Annotated in this window: 19 protein-coding genes; 8 read left to right on the forward strand and 11 right to left on the reverse strand. The window is 59.6% G+C overall.

Annotated features, from left to right (window positions below; translation table 11 throughout):
* Positions 1–45 precede the first annotated feature (45 nt).
* The 6 genes from flgE to PVZ80_RS29375 all read right to left on the reverse strand — a co-directional run bounded on the left by flgE (position 46) and on the right by PVZ80_RS29375 (position 5,047).
* A complete protein-coding gene (flgE, locus tag PVZ80_RS29350) occupies positions 46–1,371 on the reverse strand; it encodes a flagellar hook protein FlgE (RefSeq protein WP_009050299.1) in 1,326 nt (441 codons plus the stop codon).
* Positions 1,372–1,401: 30 nt separating this feature from the next.
* Positions 1,402–2,130, reverse strand: coding sequence for a flagellar hook assembly protein FlgD (gene flgD, locus PVZ80_RS29355; protein ID WP_009050300.1), 729 nt, complete (start codon positions 2,128–2,130; stop codon positions 1,402–1,404).
* Positions 2,131–2,145: 15 nt separating this feature from the next.
* Entirely contained in the window at positions 2,146–2,589 is a 444-nt protein-coding gene (flgC, locus tag PVZ80_RS29360) for a flagellar basal body rod protein FlgC (RefSeq protein ID WP_009050301.1), read from the reverse strand.
* Between the two features lie 3 nt (positions 2,590–2,592).
* Positions 2,593–3,000 carry a flagellar basal body rod protein FlgB gene (gene flgB / locus PVZ80_RS29365; RefSeq protein WP_009050302.1) on the reverse strand — a complete coding sequence of 136 codons (408 nt, stop codon included), beginning with the start codon at positions 2,998–3,000 and terminating at the stop codon, positions 2,593–2,595.
* A gap of 242 nt (positions 3,001–3,242) precedes the next feature.
* Positions 3,243–4,070: a protein-glutamate O-methyltransferase CheR gene (gene cheR, locus PVZ80_RS29370; protein WP_009050303.1), complete on the reverse strand. Its 828-nt coding sequence runs from the start codon at positions 4,068–4,070 to the stop codon at positions 3,243–3,245.
* A 44-nt stretch (positions 4,071–4,114) separates the two neighbouring features.
* Entirely contained in the window at positions 4,115–5,047 is a 933-nt protein-coding gene (locus tag PVZ80_RS29375) for a chemotaxis protein CheV (RefSeq protein WP_007921626.1), read from the reverse strand.
* A 75-nt stretch (positions 5,048–5,122) separates the two neighbouring features.
* Here PVZ80_RS29375 and flgA point away from each other — a divergent pair, with 75 nt between their 5' ends.
* From flgA to PVZ80_RS29395, 4 genes are all read left to right on the forward strand, one after another.
* Complete coding sequence (gene flgA / locus PVZ80_RS29380; protein ID WP_028683154.1) at positions 5,123–5,884, forward strand: flagellar basal body P-ring formation chaperone FlgA; 762 nt, start codon at positions 5,123–5,125, stop codon at positions 5,882–5,884.
* Between the two features lie 150 nt (positions 5,885–6,034).
* Entirely contained in the window at positions 6,035–6,355 is a 321-nt protein-coding gene (gene flgM / locus PVZ80_RS29385) for a flagellar biosynthesis anti-sigma factor FlgM (protein ID WP_009045139.1), read from the forward strand.
* A 50-nt stretch (positions 6,356–6,405) separates the two neighbouring features.
* On the forward strand, positions 6,406–6,873 hold the full coding sequence (locus PVZ80_RS29390; protein WP_009050305.1) for a flagella synthesis protein FlgN: 468 nt from the start codon (positions 6,406–6,408) through the stop codon (positions 6,871–6,873).
* A 95-nt stretch (positions 6,874–6,968) separates the two neighbouring features.
* A complete protein-coding gene (locus PVZ80_RS29395) occupies positions 6,969–7,715 on the forward strand; it encodes a flagellar brake protein (RefSeq protein WP_009050306.1) in 747 nt (248 codons plus the stop codon).
* Positions 7,716–7,775: 60 nt separating this feature from the next.
* Here PVZ80_RS29395 and PVZ80_RS29400 read toward each other — a convergent pair whose 3' ends face one another.
* The 4 genes from PVZ80_RS29400 to PVZ80_RS29415 all read right to left on the reverse strand — a co-directional run bounded on the left by PVZ80_RS29400 (position 7,776) and on the right by PVZ80_RS29415 (position 13,028).
* Positions 7,776–9,155, reverse strand: coding sequence for an MFS transporter (locus PVZ80_RS29400; RefSeq protein WP_009050307.1), 1,380 nt, complete (start codon positions 9,153–9,155; stop codon positions 7,776–7,778).
* A gap of 70 nt (positions 9,156–9,225) precedes the next feature.
* Positions 9,226–10,467 carry a glutamine synthetase family protein gene (locus PVZ80_RS29405; protein WP_177477867.1) on the reverse strand — a complete coding sequence of 414 codons (1,242 nt, stop codon included), beginning with the start codon at positions 10,465–10,467 and terminating at the stop codon, positions 9,226–9,228.
* 267 nt (positions 10,468–10,734) lie between these two features.
* Positions 10,735–11,427 carry a sensor histidine kinase gene (locus PVZ80_RS29410; RefSeq protein WP_009050309.1) on the reverse strand — a complete coding sequence of 231 codons (693 nt, stop codon included), beginning with the start codon at positions 11,425–11,427 and terminating at the stop codon, positions 10,735–10,737.
* The gene (locus PVZ80_RS29415; protein WP_273864904.1) at positions 11,424–13,028 is read right to left on the reverse strand and encodes a tetratricopeptide repeat-containing response regulator; all 1,605 of its coding nucleotides are present in this window, start codon (positions 13,026–13,028) and stop codon (positions 11,424–11,426) included. Before PVZ80_RS29415 ends, PVZ80_RS29410 begins: the two co-directional genes overlap by 4 nt.
* Positions 13,029–13,416: 388 nt before the next feature.
* Between PVZ80_RS29415 and PVZ80_RS29420 the strand changes: the two genes are divergently transcribed.
* The 4 genes from PVZ80_RS29420 to PVZ80_RS29435 all read left to right on the forward strand — a co-directional run bounded on the left by PVZ80_RS29420 (position 13,417) and on the right by PVZ80_RS29435 (position 17,508).
* Positions 13,417–14,349, forward strand: a complete 933-nt coding sequence (locus PVZ80_RS29420; RefSeq protein WP_038634310.1) for a phytanoyl-CoA dioxygenase family protein — start codon at positions 13,417–13,419, stop codon at positions 14,347–14,349.
* A gap of 77 nt (positions 14,350–14,426) precedes the next feature.
* Complete coding sequence (locus PVZ80_RS29425) at positions 14,427–15,995, forward strand: glycosyltransferase family 61 protein (RefSeq protein ID WP_273864905.1); 1,569 nt, start codon at positions 14,427–14,429, stop codon at positions 15,993–15,995.
* Positions 15,992–16,390 (forward strand): sugar 3,4-ketoisomerase, encoded by a 399-nt coding sequence (locus PVZ80_RS29430; protein WP_009045148.1) that lies wholly within the window; start codon positions 15,992–15,994, stop codon positions 16,388–16,390. Before PVZ80_RS29425 ends, PVZ80_RS29430 begins: the two co-directional genes overlap by 4 nt.
* Positions 16,387–17,508: a DegT/DnrJ/EryC1/StrS family aminotransferase gene (locus PVZ80_RS29435; RefSeq protein WP_273864906.1), complete on the forward strand. Its 1,122-nt coding sequence runs from the start codon at positions 16,387–16,389 to the stop codon at positions 17,506–17,508. The genes PVZ80_RS29430 and PVZ80_RS29435 overlap by 4 nt, the downstream gene beginning before the upstream one ends.
* A gap of 19 nt (positions 17,509–17,527) precedes the next feature.
* Here PVZ80_RS29435 and PVZ80_RS29440 read toward each other — a convergent pair whose 3' ends face one another.
* Positions 17,528–18,706 (reverse strand): ankyrin repeat domain-containing protein, encoded by a 1,179-nt coding sequence (locus PVZ80_RS29440; RefSeq protein ID WP_273864907.1) that lies wholly within the window; start codon positions 18,704–18,706, stop codon positions 17,528–17,530.
* Positions 18,707–18,724 lie beyond the last annotated feature (18 nt).

The following is an 18,724-nucleotide window of genomic DNA, read 5'->3' on the forward strand; positions in this document are numbered from 1 at the left end:
CCTGCGGTGAGGGGCTTTTTTTCAAGCGCTGTCAGCCAGCCATTATCAGGTCATCTGAATAATGGTCTGCATGATGGTGCTCTGGGTGGAGATGGTCTTGGCGTTCGCCTGGTAGTTGCTCTGGGCCTTGATCAGGTCCACCAGCTCGTTGGTCAGGTTGACGTTCGACTCTTCCAGGGAGTTGGACACGATCGAACCCAGGGTGCCGGTCTGAGGAGCATCGTAGCCCGGTACGCCCGAAGCGTAGGTTTCTCTCCAACTGGTGCCGCCTACCGGCTGCAGGCCTTGTTCGTTGGTGAAGCTGGCCAGGGAGATCTGGCCGATGGCCTTGTTCTGGCTGTTGCTGAAGTTGGCGAACAGGGTACCGGTGCCGTCGATGGTCAGGTTAGTGATCTGGCCAGTGGCGTAGCCGTCCTGCACCGGCAGCGAACGCGCGGTATCGGCGTTGAACTGAGTGGTGCTGGTCATGGAGATGGTCACGCCACCGGGATTGGCGCTGGCACCGTTGGCCTTCCACGTACCGTTGGTCACAGTGCCAGGCACCCAGCCCGCCAGGGTCAGGTTGTTGCCCGGATTAGGCGTAGTGGCAGGCGGCGTGATGACCGAAACCAGTTTGCCGGCGGAGTCGAAATTCATGGTCGATGCGACTGGAGCGGTAGCACCGGTGGTGGTCGGAGCGGAACCATCGAGGTTACGACCATCGACCAGGGTATAGGTCTTCCAGGTGTTGGCACCAGTTTTCACCATGTACTGGTCCAGCTTGTGCTCGTTGCCCTGGCTGTCATAGATCGGTGTGCTGAACTGCTTGGTGTAGGTTTCCACCTTGGTCGGATCAAAGGCAAAACCTGTCACGCTCTGGTCGATGACCGGCGCGGTGGAGTTCAGGTTGATGGTCGAGGACACCGAGCTGGTGGCCTTCGGCGACAGGTTCGAGGTGTCGATGCGCAGGTCGGTCAGCACGCCGTTGACGATCTTGCCATTGGCATCGACCGCATAACCTTGCAGGCGGGCAGTGCCATCGGTGTTGGTGATGTAGCCGTCCTTGTCGGTCTTGAAGGTACCGGCGCGGGTATAGGTCAGCGAGCCGTTGTCGCTCAGCACAAAGAAACCCGAACCCTGGATACCCATGTCCAGTACGTTGCCGGTGTTGTTCACGTCACCCTGGCCGAACTGCTGGGAAACGTTGGCCAGACGCACGCCATTACCGATGGTCTTGCTGCCGGTGCCCAGCTTGGTGGCCGAGTAGACGTCGGCGAATTCGGCACGCGACGATTTGAAGCCGGCGGTCGCCACGTTGGCGATGTTGTTGCCGGTCACGTCCAGTTGCTTGTTGGCAGCGTAGAGACCGCTAAGGCCGATATTAAAAGACATATTCCACTCCTTGTGCCGCGTTAGTCGGCTCTAGATACCAATGGTTTGAACTTTGGAGAGCGCCACGGGGCTGCTCAGTCCTGCGAGGTTCAACATCAGCTCACCGCCGGTCTGGCTGATGGTGACGCTGTTGACCGTCGCTGGCAGGTAGGTGACCAGGTCGGTCGCCTTGCCATCGATCGTTGTGCTGGCCTTGAAGGTGTAATTGCCCGGATCGGCCTTGGTGCCGTCGGTCTTGGTGCCGTCCCAGACGAAGCTGGTGCTGCCGGCCTTCTGACTGCCCAGGTCGAGGGTCTTGACCTCCTTGCCATCCTTGTCAGTGATGGTCACCTTCAGACCGCTGACGCTGGCCGGAACCGTCACCGAACCGGTCATGCTCTTGGTGGTGTCGACCTGGGTGGTACCGGCCTGGACGATCACCGAACGCCCCACCAGGGACGAAGCCTGCAGGGCCTGGGACGACTTGTAGCTGCCAGTGATGGAGTTCACCGAGGTATTGAGGGTGGTGATCCCTTCCAGGGTGGAGAACTGCGCCAACTGGGCAACGAACTCGCTGTTGTCCTGCGGGTCCAGCGGGTTCTGGTTTTTCAGCTGGGTCACCAGCAGCTTCAGGAACGCGTCCTTGCCCAGCTCGTTTTTACCCTTGACGCTGTTGGTGGCCGCCGCCAGGCCATCATTGCTGGTGGTCGGGGTCTTCTTCGAGGAGTTCGCCAGGATCTCCTTGAGCGTCAGGCCACTGGTGCTATCGGAAACACTCATCTGAGTCGCCTCTTATCACTGACCGAGGGTCAGGACCTTCTGCATCATGGTTTTGGCGGTGTTCATCATTTCCGCGTTGGTCTGGAACGAGCGGCTGGCGGAAATCATGTCGGCCATTTCTTCCACCACGTTGACGTTGGGGTAGTAGACATACCCCTTGGCGTCGGCGGCCGGATGGTTAGGCTCGTAACGCGCCTCGAGGTTGCTCTGGTCCTCGACCACACCCAGCACCTGGACGCCCTGACCAGCCGCGTCCTGGTTCTGGAACAGCGACTGGCTGCCGCCGCTTTGCGCGCCCTGGAACATGGTGGCGAACACCGGGTGGCGCGCACGGTAGGTCTGGTCGATGCTCGAGGAGACCGTCTCGGCGTTGGCGATGTTACTGGCGACGGTGTTCAAGCGAGTGGTCTGGGCACTCATGCCACTACCGGCAATATTGAAAACACTGGCGAGGGACATGGATTACTCTCCGCGCAGGGCTGACACCAGCCCTTTGAATTTGCTGTTGAGCAGCGTGAAGCTGGCCTGGAAGTTCACCGAGTTCTCGGCGTAGTTCGACTGTTCCAGTTGGGCATCCACGGTGTTCTGGTCGATCGATGGTTGCATCGGCGTGCGATACAGCAGCGACTCGTCGCCGCTGCTCAGGCCTTCAGCTTCGATGTGCCGGCTGTTGGTCATGTTCAGGGCAAAGGTGCCGCTCTTGGCTTTCTCATTCTGCTCGGCGAGCACGGCGGAGAAGTCCAGATCCCGAGCCTTGTAGTTCGGGGTGTCGGCGTTGGCGATGTTGTTGGCCAGCACCTCGGCACGCTTGGCGCGAAAGCCAAGAGCCTGTTCATGAATGCCGAGCGCTTTATCGAAGCTGATGCTCATGTCGGGAAACCTTCGACCAGATTTTTCGTAAGCTGGACATAGCAAGCTGCGTGCCAAGTGCTCGAACCCCTTAAATCAAGGCTTTGCGGGCAGCGGCAAAGCGGCAATGCCAGAAAAGCGGCAAGGCATTTCCGCGAAACGTCAGCAAAGCGGCAATGCAACGGTTGCCGCCCTGCGCCACAGAAGGAATCGCAGGCACAAAAAAAGAGGCCCGAAGGCCTCTCTTTTCAACAGCGACATTCCTACTTCGCCTGGTAAATGATCCCAGGGCTGCACTGGACCATCTGATAGTGGTCGGGCAATCCATTGAGCGCTTCGGACGCCCCGAGAAACAGGTAACCACCCGGTTTCAGGGTGCTGTGAATGCGCATCAGGATGTCCTTCTTCACCTCGGCGGAGAAGTAGATCAGCACATTGCGGCAGAACACTACGTCGAATTTGCCCAGGCTGGCATAGCTGTCCAGCAGGTTGAACGAGCGGAACTCGACCCGGCTCTTGATCGGCGCCTTGACCACCCAGCGCCCCGGCCCCTTGGGGTCGAAATAGCGCTGCAGGCGGTCGGCCGACAAACCGCGACCGATCGCCAGGCTGTCGTACTCGCCGGTCTTGCAGTTGTTCAACATGGTCCCGGACAGGTCAGTGGCAACGATCTGCACCCCCATCTTCAGTTGCCCCATGTTGGCCTTCTCGAACTCGTCGATCGACATGGACAACGAATAGGGCTCCTGGCCCGAGGAACAGGCCGCTGACCAGATGCGCAAGCGCTGGTTGGGACTGGCCTTGATCGCCTCCGGCAGGACCTTGTTCTTCAACACCTCGAATGGATAGGTATCGCGAAACCACAGGGTCTCGTTGGTGGTCATGGCGTCGACCACCATCTCTCGCAAACCGCTGCGCGGCTGGCTCTGGATACGCTGAACCAGCTCCCCGAGGGATTTGATGCCTTGCTGTTCCATCAGCTTGTTGAGACGGCTCGACACCAGATATTGCTTGTTCTCGCCCAGCAAGATCCCACAGGCTTTTTCCAGGAACACCCGGAACTGTTCGAAATCCAAATTACCCGTAGACAATGATGCCGCCTCTTAAATCGTATGACCGCCGGGGATGGATATCCCTAGCTGTTATCTGCTGCTTTGATCCGGTCGACAACCCGGGATGCCAGGTCATCAGGACGAAACTTGGCAAGGAAGTCATCGGCACCGACCTTCTTCACCATCGCCTGATTGAATACACCTGACAACGAAGTATGCAGGATGATGTGCAGCTTTTGCATGCGTGGATCGTTGCGTATTTCGGCCGTGAGGGTGTAGCCGTCCATCTCCGGCATCTCGATGTCGGAGATCATCATCAGAAACTCTTCTTCAGGTTTCTTGCCCTCGTCGACCAGCTTGCGCAGGTAATCCAGCGCCTGTCGGCCGTCGTTCAGGGCCACCACTTCGACCCCCACGGTCTGCAGGCAACGCGTGACCTGCTTGCGCGCCACCGACGAGTCATCGACCGTCAGCACCCGCAGCGAAACCGCCTTGTGCTGAGTCTCGACATCCACCACGCCCACCGAAATGGTCTCGGGTGTCGGCGCGACCTCGGCCAGCACCTTCTCGACGTCGATGATTTCCACCAACTGATTGTCGACCCGCGTCACCGCCGTCAGGTAGTGATCGCGCCCCGTCCCCTTGGGTGGCGGATGGATCTCTTCCCAGTTCATGTTGACGATGCGCTCGACCGACCGCACCAGAAACCCCTGGGTCTTGGTGTTGTACTCAGTGATGATGACAAAGGGGTTGCTCAGATCCTGCAACCCGCCTGAACCGGTGGCCATTGCCAGGTCCAGGATCGGAATGGTCGCCCCTCGAATATTCGCGACACCGCACACCACAGGACTGGATTTGGGCATCAACGTCAGTTTGGGGCATTGCAGTACCTCCCGAACCTTGAACACGTTGATCCCATAGAGTTGCTGCCCATCGAGACGGAACAACAGCAGCTCAAGGCGATTCTGCCCTACCAGTTGCGTGCGCTGGTTCACCGAATCCATTACACCAGCCATGCCCAGCCCCCCCCAAAGCTTAAGTTCCGACGCGCGCTCATCGCTAAACGGCACGGCGCTTGCTTTTTAACTGTTATGAACGCCAAAACGACATTTTCCCGACGCCTGACATCAAACTACCGCAGATTGCTGTACGGGCTGTCGGCTTTGTTTTTTGTAAACCCTGGCCATCCTGCCGTTGCTGACTCGGTAACCCTGCCTGATCTACTTATCGGCGTCACTCAGGGGTTTCTTGAATTCACCGTAGAAGACTATTTAGCCACCAGTCAAACCCCGGGGCGCTACGAGATCCAGGTCAATCAGCTCGACCCGCGGCTGCGCATGCCGCACTGCGACAAGGAATTGACAGCGACCCTGGAAAGCCCGGCGCAACCGCTGGGACGCGTAACCGTTCGTGTGCGTTGCGACGGCGCCTCGCCCTGGACCGTATTCGTGCCCGCCCAGGTCAAGCTGTTCCGCGAAGTGGTGACCACCACCCGGCCACTCAAGCGCGCCGGCATCATCAGCCCCGAAGACGTGATGCTGCGCGAGCGCGATATCGGCCAGATCAACCAGGGTTATCTGACCTCGGTGGACCAGGCCATCGGGCAGAAGCTTGTCCGACCAATGGTCGCCGACCAGCTCGTCACCCTGGTTCACCTGGAACAGGCGGAAGTGGTGCGCAAGGGCGATCAGGTGGTGATCTCCGCCCGCAGCGGCACGCTGAACGTGAAAATGCCGGGTGAAGCCTTGTCCAATGGCGGCATGAGCGAGCAGATACGGGTCAAGAACCTCAATTCACAACGGGTCATCAAAGCGCGGATCACCGCGCCGGGACAGGTGGAAGTCGCGATGTAGACGACTGGCGCTGCGCACTCTTGCCCCCTAAACTGTGGCCCATGCAGGGCAATAGCGGCGCGTGCGGGCTTATCGATATTTGAAGCCTAAAGTTTTCCGGGGTATTGCCGAAAACAAGTCAAGCGTCCAAATACCCAGAGGTTTTTTACCATGGTCATCGATTTCAGCCGTTTAAACAGCTCTCCTTCACTCACCGGTAGCACGCGCACCAGCGCCAGCAAGGAAACCGGCGACGCCGACAAATCCGCGCCGCTGAACGCTCCGGCCGAACAGGCCAGCACCAGCGGGGAGTCGGTACACCTCAGCAATGAGGCTCAACAGTTGCAGAAGATCACTGACAAGCTGCGCGACCAGCCTGCCGTCGACAACGCCCGCGTGGCCGAGTTGAAGCAAGCGATTGCCGATGGCAGCTATAAAGTCGACAGCAACCGTGTAGCCAGCAAACTGCTCAATTTCGAAGCCCAGCGCTAGCCAATAAGGCCTGCGCCAGTTTTTTGGACGCTTAAAACCCAAGGCCATACATGCACGACACTAATTTGCTGCAACTGATCACTGACGACTTTGCTCCAGCTCAACAATTGCTGGAATTGCTGCGCACCGAATCCCTCGCCCTGCACGGTCGCGACATGCCGCTGCTGGAAGAGATTCTTGCGCAGAAGCAAGCCCTGATCATTTTGCTCGAGCAGCATGGCCGCAAACGCAGCGAAATCCTTGCCAGCCTGAATCTTCCCGCCAGCCGTGCCGGCCTGGAACAACTGGCCAGCCATTCTTCGGTTGGCGAGCAGTTGTTGACCCAGAGCGATGTGCTGACCCAGATGCTTGCCGATTGCCAGGCGGCGAACGAACTCAACGGTCGCTCGATCCAGGTTCAACAGGCCACCACCGCCAATCAATTGAAGATCCTCACCGGTGGCGAGCCTCCAGCCCTCTATGATGCCCGCGGCTCAACCGCCAAGCTGGCCAAGCCTCGCCCGCTTAGCCAGGCCTGACCCCAGAGATGAGCGCGCCCTATCAAGTCGTGGAGCATGCTGGCAAAATGCCGGCTCTTGCGTGTAGTCGTATTTTGTCTGGAGATTGATGAACCGTGTTCAATGCCGTAAACGCAGAAGATGCGCCGCAGCCACCCAAGGTGCTCACCACCCCCTTGGAAATCAACTCCACGCTGCGCTTGCTGCAAGACAGCCATGACCCGCTGATCATCACTTTCCACGAACGCAGCCAGCGCTTTCAAAGCTATCTGGTCGAGGTCGATCGTGACAGCAACATGATGGCCCTGGACGAAATGATCCCCCGCGATGGCGAACGCTTCATGCTCGCCGGCGAACCCTTTCGCGTCGAAGGCTTTCACGAAGGCGTGCGCATCGCCTGGGAAAGCAACGGCATCCCGACCATCGACGAATCCAATGGCGGACGCTGCTACCGCGGCACCCTGCCGGACGAGGTGGTCTATCACCAGCGCCGCAATGCCTTTCGCGCAGCCCTGAAGCTGGCGCAACTGGTCAACATCGAGCTGGGTGGCGAAAAACTCAAGGCGCCGATCGCCGGCAAACTGCTGGATATCTCCGCCACCGGCTGCAAGCTGCGCTTCGACGGTGACATCTCCAGCCGCCTGCAACTGGGCCAGGTCTACGAGCGTTTTATCGCCGCCCTGCCCTTCGGCAGCATGACCGCGCCGGTGGAACTGCGTTATCTGCACTACGAAGAGAAGATCGACACGACTTTCGCCGGCGTGCGCTTCCACAACATGAGCGGCCTAGTTCAACGCCAGGTCGAGCGCTTTGTCTATCAGTTGCAACGCGAAGCCCGGCGCTTCGACAAAGACGACCTCTGAGTTTCGCAGGTCGATAAAAAAACGGGCAGCCCCTTGCGGTGACTGCCCGTTTTTTTGTTTCTAGGGCCTGGCCCCACTGAACTGGTCCGGCCCCGGCTCTTCCGGTTTCACCACTGGATCCTCAACCTCATCCATGGCTTCTTCGCTCGCGACCGGGGGCTCGGCTTCCGGCGTGCTGCTCTGCTGCATCTGATCCTGCACCACCTGCTCGTCGACCCGCGGATCGAGCGCGGCCACCAATGGCGAACTGGACATGCTGTCCGGCATCGCCACGTGATGCAGCGGCGCATCATCGACCTGATGCAGGTTGGTCACGGCTTTCGGCCGGATGCGCCAGACCAGTACCAGGGCAAAAAAACTGAAGAACGCATAAAGCATCTGACTGCCGAACAACTTCATCAGCACCCCTGCCACCAATGGCCCGACACTGGCCCCGACGCCATAGGTCACCAGCAACATCGCGGTCAACGAGACCCGCCGATCGCCTTCGACATGGTCGTTGGAAAACGCCACCGCCAACGGGTACAGGCAGAACTGCACCAGCGAACAGAGGAACCCCAGGGCGAACAGCACCTCCAGCGGCACCTGGGGCAGGATCGCCAACGGCAAAGCCACGACCGCCAGGAAGCAGGCAAAGCAGCGAATCAGCAGGGCCCGGTCATAACGGTCGGACAGCCACCCCAGCGGCCACTGCACCACCAGCCCGGCAAAAATGCAGCTGCCCATGAACAGGCCGACCTGCTCGGTACTCAAGCCCTGCTGGGAGGCATACAACGGCGCCAGACCATAGAACGAACCGACAATAAGCCCCGACCCGAGCACCGTGCTCAGCGACTGCGGAACGCGCTTGATAAAGAAGCGCGGTTCCATGGGCGCCGGATGCAAAGGCGCCGGGTGAATGCGTCGGGTCATGGCCACCGGCACCAGGCACAGGGCAAAACACAGGGCCACCAGCATCAGCAATTCAAGCCCGAGGGCCGGGTGCATGACCAGAATCAACTGCCCCAAAACCAACCCCAGATACGAGGCGATCATGTAGCCGCTGAACACCAGCCCGCGTTGCTTGGCGTCGGCCTGCTCGTTGAGCCAGCTTTCGATGACCATGTACTGGCACATCATGCCCAGGCCGACGATCATCCGCAGCACCAGCCAGGCCGGCAACCAGTCCACCAGGCCGTGCCCCAGCACCGCCGCGCCGACGATCCCGGCACAGGTGGCGTAGGCCCGGATATGGCCGACCCGGGCAATCAGGCGGTGGCCGATTTTGCCACCCAGCACCAGGCCGAAGTAGTTGGCCGCCATCAAGGCCCCCACCCATAACCCGTCGACATGATCGGCGGCCAGGCGCAACGCCAGGTAGGTACTGAGTAGGCCCGAGCCGATCAACATCATCAGCGAGGCGAAATAAAGCGCTCGAAAGGATTTCCAGATTTGGCGCATCGGCGTTCCGAGCGGCTCCTTGAATTGAGTGCCGGGCCATCCGAACGATGGCCCGACTGCGACGGTTCGGTTAAGCCTGGGCCGCCAAGACGCGCCGCTCCCAGGGAGTTATTTCATCAAAGAAACTGGTCAACTCCATGGTCTTCGAAGCGACATAACCTTCGACGAACTCATTGCCGAACAATTCCTTGGCCAACTGGCTACGTTTCAGACGCTCGAGAGCGGCATGCAAGGTACAAGGCAAAGATAAACTGTCCGGCACGGCAAACTCACCCTGAATCGCCGGCGTCGGCTCCAGCTCGTTTTCGATGCCGTGCAAACCGGCCGCCAGGCTCGCGGCGATCGCCAGATACGGATTGGCATCGGCGCCCGGCAAACGGTTCTCGACCCGCCGCGCCACCGGCGAGCTGGCCGGAATACGCAGACCCGCCGCCCGATTGTCATGGGACCAGCAGGCATTGTTCGGCGAGGCGTAAGGATGACACAGGCGCTGGTAGGAGTTGACGTTCGGTGCGAACAGCGCAGTGAAATCCGCCATGCCCGCCTGCAGCCCGCCAATGAAGTGGCGGAACATCGCGGTCGGCTCTCCGGCCTCGTCGCTGAACACGTTACGCCCGCTGGCCGACTCGACCAGGCTCTGGTGAATATGCATCGAACTGCCCGGCGTATGCGCCAGTGGCTTGGCCATGCACACCACGGTCAGGCCATGCTTGAGCGCCACTTCCTTGAGCAGGTGCTTGAACAGGAAGGTCTGGTCGGCCAGCAACAGCGGATCGCCGTGCAGCAGGTTGATCTCGAACTGGCTGACGCCCATTTCATGCATGAAGGTATCGCGCGGCAGGCCCAAGGCCGCCATGCAGGCGTAGACCTCACTGAAGAACGGCCGCAAGCCGTTGTTGGAGCTGACACTGAACGCCGAATGCCCGTCTTCGCGACGACCGTCCAGGCCAAGGGGTGGCTGGAAAGGCTGGGTCGGATCGGTATTGGGCGCAAACACGAAGAATTCCAGCTCGGTCGCCACCACTGGCGCCAGGCCGCGAGCGGCGTACCGCGCGATGACCTCCTTGAGCTGGCCGCGGGTGGAAAGGCGCGAGCTTTCGCCGCTCAACTCGTCCGCGTCGCAAATCGCCAGCGCACGCGGCTGCGAGCTCCAGGGCAGGCGATGAATCTGTTGCGGGTCGGCATTGAGCGCCAGGTCGCCGTCGTCACTGCCGTAGAAACGCGCGGGTGGATACCCACCCATGATGCATTGCAGCAGCACCCCGCGGGCCATCTGCAAACGCCGCCCTTCGAGGAAACCCTCGGCGGTCATCACCTTGCCCCGTGGCACGCCGTTCAGATCCGGAGTGACACATTCAATCTCGTCAATGCCCGTCAATCGCTGTGCGAGTGAACTGCGGCCATCGGTTGTCATGACTCAATCCTTGTTGTTGTACGAGCCGAGAACGGCGACCCGTACAAAATAGGCTCCGGCTGTTCGGAATATCAAGCAGCCTCGAACAAAAAGCCCTCGGGATCGGACACACCACCGAAATGCGGCGAAGCCCCTACAAGCTCGGCAACCGCTTCAAGGCCGGTTTCAAGGCAGATAGAGACTGAACACACCACCACCCAGAGGCCCGCCATTACGGATCTCGGTACGCCCGCAGACACCATTGCGCTGATGCAGCGCGGCAATGCGCCCGGCGAAGTACAGCCCCAGGCCGGTGCTGCCGCTGCTGTGATTGATACCTTGCACGTAGTCGGCCTGGTTATCGATCATCTGCTGCGGATAACCCTCGCCATCGTCATTGATGGTCAGCACCGTCTGCCCGCCTTCATCGTGCACGCTGACCAGCAGCGCATGGCGCGCATAACGAATGGCGTTGTTGATGCAGTTGGCCAGCACCGAGGCGATCAGTTCCCGATCGAAAAAACCCAGGGGGGTCAAAGGATCGACTTCATAGGTCGCGGCAATGCCGCGACTGGCGAACACATCCTGATGGCTGACCAACTGCGCTTCGATGAAGTCATCCAGTTCGTGGTAGCCCGGCTGCACCGGCAACTGGTTGACTCCCAGCTTGTAGAGCCCCAGCAGTTGCACCAGCATGCCGTTGAGGTGGGCGAATTCGAACTCCATCACGCCCTGTTCCGGCGTGCCCTGCTGCGCCTGCGGCAATCTTGCCAGCCACTGGGCATGGGCCTGCATGAGCAGGGTCAGGGAATTCTTCATGTCGTGCACGGTAGAGGCGATCACCGTGGAAAAGTCGAGAGCCTGTTCGTGGGTATTCATTCGCCAAACGCCTTGCTTCGCAGCTTCTGATAACGCGGATAACGCGCGTCGGTATCGGGCATCAGGCCGACCATCTTCAGGCAGGTCCGGCACTCTTCCAGCAGCGCCGTATCCTGGGTGATGTCGGTGCCGTGCAATAACGACTGCGCCATGTTCAGGGCAATACTGATGTTCTTCGGTTGCATGGCCAAGGCCCGGCGGAACAGGTCCCGGGCCTCGCCCAGGGCGCCGGCCTTGTAACTGCGCACACCCTGGCGGTTCATGTCCGCCGCGGCGTTGGCGGAATTGAGGATCGCCGGGTCATCGGTGAGCTTGGCGATGCCTTCCATCACCTTCGGGTCGTCGCCGTAGATTTCCGCACAGTTTTTCAGCATCGACGCGCCGGCATCGGCCTGTCCCAGCATCTGCAGTTGCTTGGCCACCAGCAGCGCCGCTTCCGGGCTCATGAACTGTTCCATCCCGTCCAGGCGCAACATCGCCTGCTCGGTGAGCTTTTCCGCCGTTTCAGCATCGTTGAGCAACAGGCTGGTGGCCTTCATCAGGCGGGCGCGAATCTGCAACCCCGGATCGCTGGGGTTTTCCTTGGCCACCGCACTCAGGGTGCTGTTGATTTCCAGGCGCGTGCGGGTATCCAGACCCCTTTCACTGCCCTTGCTGATCAGCGCGTGCGCCAGGCCAAGGTTGCTTTCCGGGTCCTTGAAACGCGATTGTGCACCTTGCGATACCGCCTGGCGATAGGCCCTGGAGGCGGTCTCGAAGTCTTCGTTGGCCATCGCCAGCTTGCCCAGCAGCGCTTGCCGGCGCACGGCCAGCGGCGACAGGCGCACGGCCTCCTCCAGCACACTCTGGGCACGCTTGGAGTCTCCTTCGGCAAGCAGCACTTCGGCCATGCCATCGTAGAGCGCCGGCATCATCGGAAAGGCTTTCAAGGCCTTTTCGTAGATGGCCTTGGCCTGGGTCACCTGGCCACGCTTGAACAGCAGACGCCCCAGGCCGACATAGGCCCATGGCAACGGGCGATCCGCCAGAATGCTCTCGTACAGCCGCTCCAATGCTTCGTTCTGGTTCATTTCACGCAGGGCATCGGCCCGGTAGCGCAGGCACAGCGGCGAATAGCGCGGATCCTGCTTGCACAGGGCGATGCAGGCATTGAGCACTTCGAGCGGCTTGCCGCGATCGAGCGCCTGCAGGATCGGTTTGAGCAACGACTTGCGCTGCTGCAGCCGCTCCAGCCGCTGAGCCAGGCTGGAGCGGTTGAAAGGCTTGGTCAGATAGGCATCCGGCTCGTGCTCGAGGGCGCTGAGCACCATCGATTGGCTGGTCTCGGCGGTGACCATCAGGAATACGCTTTCATGGCTGATCAGCTTGTCGGTCATCAGGTCTTCGAGCACCTGCTGGCCGTTCTTCTTGCCGTCGCCCAAGTGGTAATCCTGCAGGATGAAGTCATAGCGCTTTTGCGCACACATGCGCAGCGCCTGCTCGCCTGTATCGGCAGTGTCCACGTCCTTGACGCCCAGCTCACGCAGCATGGACCGGACAGAACTGCGGAAATCCGAGAAATCATCGACGATCAAAAAGCTTTTTTGGTGGTACGCCAGCATCGAAGATTCCAGACCCGTAAAAAAGATGAAGCCCGCGGCAACAGCAGGACACGCTCAAGGTCGTCACCTTTGTTGCACCCGGACAACGATAATGGCCACAGGCCATCAATGCATTCTACATCAACCCGCAAAAGCGCCCGTCTGCTCTCGCCGGGCACTCGGTCCATGGCCCCGCCATTTGACCTGCAACAACATCCATGATGGTTATCGGCCGATTCTGGCGTTCCCTTATAGATAGTTGCCAAAAGCCTTCGATATCCTTGCTCGCGCCGCCCGCCAGCCCCGGTTGCGGCAAATTCCATCGGGAATATCAGCCGGGCGGCATCAACTTCAGGCCAGCCACGCCGATACCTTGCAGACAGACAGCAACAGTCAAAACGAGCGCAACATGCAAACCTGTATCCAAAACCTCATCGACCAGGGCGCCCACATCTTTGGCGAGATCCTGGACGCTGACCGCACGCAGGCGCTGTACCGCGAGATGGTCGCCGCACGGGCCTTCGGGGCCGGGCTGTTCATGGACGAGGCTGAATACCTGGCCCAGGAAAACCACCTCAACGCCAACCCGAACAAGACCTTCAACTTCCTCAATGCCTTCGAGCCGCAGTTGCAGTTCATCGAGCAGGATCCGCGCCTCAGCGCGGTGCTCGATGAAGTGCTCGGCACCGACTATGAAGTGGTGATCAAGAAAGCGGTGTGCGGCGTACCGGACTCATGGCTACCGGACTGGGTGCGGGAAAAGATCCGCGATGTGAATGTGGCGAATCTGGGGCCGTACATCAAAAAGCCCTTTCGCGACATCACCTACTTCCGCGGGATCGACTTTCATCAGGACATCATCGACTGGCCCCAGGGCCGGGTGGAACTCGACCCTTCGACCTTCCTGACCCTCTATGTGTACCTGCACGAAGTCACCGAAAACGACTCACCGCTGCACCTGATGCCCGGTACTCACCGTTTTGGCGCCACGTTGTTCCCTCATCAGTTGGAACATCAGGAACACGACCAATGGACCTACGCCGACGATCAGGGGCAGCAGATGGCCTGCCAGGATTATCGGCTGACGGGCGGACCGGGTTACGTCGGGCTCTGGCACAACTGCACCTTGCACGGTACGCGGCCGGTGGCCAATGAGTCGGAACAGTTCCGCCTGTCGCTGCGCTACCTGCTGGGCAAGTCCCGGAGTAACACCGGCAAGACCGCGATTGATACCATCAACGCCGCAATCCAGGGCGAGCTGCAACCGATAAGGACCCGACGCGACCTGAACGCCAAGGGTATCGCCCAGATCAAGGGCAACATCATCAATAACAATGGCTAGCGTCACCGCCTTTACCGAGCGGGCGAACCGCTCGGGTGACGATCTACCACCGGCTGCACCAGCAAGACGAGGTCAATGTGTCGACAGGGTTTGGACAAAAAGCGCGGGTGCTGATATTCGGTACCGGCGCCGGCGGGGTCAACTTCTACAAGTACAACCGCCGCCGCTACCGGGTGATCGGCTTCGTCGATAACAACCAGCAGAAGCAGGGCCAGCGCCTGTTCGGCAAACTGATCCACGCGCCTCAGCAATTGAGTTCGCTGGCTTTCGACAAGATCATCATCGCCAGCGATTACTACCGCGAGATCCATCCGCAGCTCACTGAGAAGCTGGCCATCAATGAGCAAAAGGTCGAAGTGTTCCATGGCGCGCAGATCAACTCGCAGCTCCCATGGTTCCAGCGTATTGGCAAACACCTCGAGCAACTGGGTTATGAACGGCTATGCAAAAAACCGGGGCTGATCAGCGACCTGCTGTATCGACTGTTTTTTCGACGCCAGGATACCCGGCGCCTGGCCTTGCGCTGGCTGGATGAAAGCGACGAGCACAAGGTCCATGTCTTTCGCCCGAGCCAACCGGGCACCAGCCAGCCGCCACGATTCATCCATCAATCGACACCGGCGATCACCCTGGAATTACCCGAGATAGCTCTCTACCACTTCCGCCAGGGGCAAGTCTGTTCAGTGTCCCGCTCGGTGATACTGCCGGACGGGCAATTGGTGCTGGAGCGAGTGCCCACGGCGAAATCCCTGCAGGCCGACTATAGTGCTGCGCACCTGCTCTACCATGGGCAGCGCCTGGCCCTGGTCAGGAGCGGCAAGCCTGTGGAGCTGGAAAAAGGCCTGCTGATCAGCGGCTGCAACGAGCAGAACTATTACCACTGGACGGTAGAAGTGTTGTCGCAACTGCAATTCGTGGCCGAACTGCCGCCGCACTATGCGGACTATCCACTGCTGATCTCCAAGAGCAGCCAGAACATTCCCTCGATCAAGGCCCTGATCGAGGCAATCGGTGTTGACCGCCCGCTGGTGCTCCTGGAAAACATCACCAGTTACCAGGTGGCCGACCTACTGCTGATCAGTGCCCCGAACAATATGATCCCGAACTTCAAAGGCGCGGCACAGAACAGTGCCAGCAGCGGCTTCGTCCGCCCGGAGTCGATCCATTTCCTGCGGGAAAAGGCGCTGCATCTGGCCCATGACATTCCCATCAGTGAACTCCCCAAACGAGTATTCCTGGCCCGCAAAGGCTTTCTCCGGCACTACAACCAGGCCGAGATCCTCAAGCTGCTGGAACCCTATGGGTTTACCTGCGTGTATATGGAAGAGCAGGACATCAACCATCAGGTGGCGATCATGACCAATGCCGAAGTCATAGTTGGCCCCACCGGCGCGGCCTGGACCAATCTGATTTTCGCCTCGAAAAACGCTCGCGCCCTGTGCTGGATGGCCGAGGAATACGCAGAGCTGTCGTGCTTTTCCAACCTGGCGGCGGTCGTCGGCGTCGAAATGGACTACATCGCTTACCGGGTAGGCTCGACCGACTCCAGGGAACTGTATTACCGGAATTATCGGGTCGACGCCAAGAGCGTTGAAAACTGGCTGCAACAGCATTTGTCGAAACGGCTCGAAAAGGAGACGCGATGAAGATTCACATTCTGCCGCTGCAGACCCACGGCGATGACCGTGGCTCGCTGATCGCCCTGGAAGAAGGGAAAAACATCCCCTTCCCAGTCAAGCGGGTGTACTACATGTTCAATACCGGTGAAGGGGTTCGCCGCGGCTACCATGCCCATAAGACCCTCAAGCAGGTGGCAATCGCCGTACGCGGCTCGTGCCGTTTTCTGCTGGACGACGGCCGGGAAAAGATCGACATCACCCTGGACAATCCTTGCCAGGGCCTGCTGATCGAATCCTTTATCTGGCGTGAGATGTATGACTTCTCTCCAGACTGTGTACTGATGGTTCTGGCCGATCAACTCTACGAAGAAGGCGACTATGTCCGAGATTATGCCCAGTTCATGGACATGGTCGGGCAATGACTCACATGATGAATATCCCGTTTCTGGATTTGAAAGGCATCAATCACGAATATGCCGATCAGCTCAAAGCCGCTTGCAGCCGCGTGATCGACTCCGGCTGGTACCTGATGGGGCGCGAGCTTGAGCAATTCGAGGCCGCCTTCGCCGAATACTGTGGCAGCCGCCATGCCATCGGCGTCGCCAATGGCCTGGATGCCCTGACCCTGATCCTGCGTGCCTGGAAAGAGCAAGGCAAGCTTCAGGCCGGCGATGAAGTGATAGTGCAGAGCAACACCTTTATCGCCACTATCTCGGCCATTCTGGCAAACGATCTGGCGCCGATCCTGGTGGATGTCGACCCTGCCACCCACAACCTGGAGATCGAGGCCGTCGAACGGGCCATCTCGGACAAAACCCGAGTGATACTGCCGGTGCATCTTTATGGCCAGCTGTCGCCGATGCCACAGATCATGGCGCTGGCCCACAAACATGGCCTGCTGGTGCTTGAAGATGCCGCCCAGGCCCATGGCGCTGAACTGGCCGGATGCAAAGCCGGCAATTGGGGCGATGCCGCGGCATTCAGCTTCTACCCCGGGAAGAACCTCGGCGCCCTGGGCGACGGCGGTGCCATCACCACCAACGACGCCGAGCTGGCAGCCCTGGTCCGGGCGCTGGGCAACTACGGCTCACGCATCAAGTACCAGCACGATTATCAAGGGGTGAACAGCCGCCTCGATGAAATCCAGGCCGCGATGCTGGGGGTGAAGCTGGCACACCTGGACAGCGATACTGCCCGTCGACGCAGCGTCGCCCGCTACTACAGCGAACACATCCGGCACCCGGGCATCACCCTGCCCTCGGTCACGACAGCAAGCGCCCATGTCTGGCACCTGTATGTCATTACCTGCCCATGGCGCGATCAGTTGAAGGCGTATCTGGCCGAACGTGGCATCCAATGCCTGGTTCACTATCCGCTGGCGATTACCGAGCAGCGGGCCTACAGCGATCTGGCCAGGACTTCCAAGGTGTCCCGGCCCCCGCTGCATGACTCGATCCTGTCATTGCCGATCTACCCGACATTGAGCCAGGAACAACAGCAACACATTGTCACCGCCATCAACCAGTTCACAGCCCGCTGATGCGCCTGTTGCGAGGTGCCTAGAAAGCGCCTCGCAACTGAGCGAACTGCTCGTTCGTCACATAGTCGGCGAGTGCCCGACCGGAATGATCGACAGCCTCAAGCCTAGCGCCCCTGCGCAGCAATAACGGAAAGGTTCTACGACAACGCCCGGCCAGGTAGGCGTCCTTGGCATACATCAAGGGCGTCGTGCCTTTGTTGTTGCTCCGCTCCGGGTCGGCCCCTTGCTGCAACAGCCAGTCAACCACCTCATAGGCGCCCGCATAACTGGCGACGATCAGCGGCGTCCAGCCTTGCAAGTTGGCATCGTTGTAACCGGCAATATTGGCCTGCAGCGCCATTACCGCCTCCAGATCGCCCTGTTCACAAGCCTTGAGCATCTCCGGCAATCGATCAAAATTCAGCCGGACGTCGTAATCGATGGTGCAGAGCTCGACATAATCCTCGGTTGCGTTGATCAGGGTCCCGGCCTTGAATTGTGAACGCCCAGACAGAATCGTCGCCGAGACCACCGGCTTTCCTTCCCAGCGCAAGAACTGATATTCACGAAAGGCGAACGCCCTGATCTGATTGCGTAGTGCCCAGGCCGTCGACAGCGGATCGATTCTCAACGCCCCATAATCGATGGCGTCCTTTGAGAAGTAGCTGGCCCCCACCGCACTCTGTGGCTGTGCTCCGAGGTCCCCATCGACCAACGTGGCAAACCACTGCTCCAGCAACTGGCCGGCATGCTGATTAAAGGCGAAATACAGATCGCGACAGGTCCACCAGGACAGGATCGGGAATACCTGTTGCGCGACGATGTCCCCGGTGTCGATACCCCGGTCGATGAAATGCAAGGTCACACCCGCTTCTGCCCTGGACTCCAGCAACGGCCAGACCGAGGTAAACATGCCCTTGTATTCCGGCAGCTTCGAGAAATGAATGTTGAACACGCGACTGATGGAGAAGCGCTCAGGCACGACGATCCGGTCGAACTCCAGGGAAATGAACGCAACGGATGCTAGTTCGTAAGCCGTCTCCAGGCTGATCTCACGTACGCCATATTTCAGCGCCGCCGCCCGCAACGAACGCTGCCAACCGTCGACACCCGTGTCGTTACGGTTGCAGACCACCGCAATTTCGTCAGGCGAAAATTGTTGCAGAGCCTGTTCCAGGCCAAATACCGAAATATTGTTTTTTCCAGCAATGACAATCATGGATGACTCCACAGCATC

This window comes from Pseudomonas sp. B3G-3 (assembly GCF_028640915.1).
In the GTDB taxonomy this organism is placed as follows: domain Bacteria; phylum Pseudomonadota; class Gammaproteobacteria; order Pseudomonadales; family Pseudomonadaceae; genus Aquipseudomonas; species Aquipseudomonas chlororaphis_I.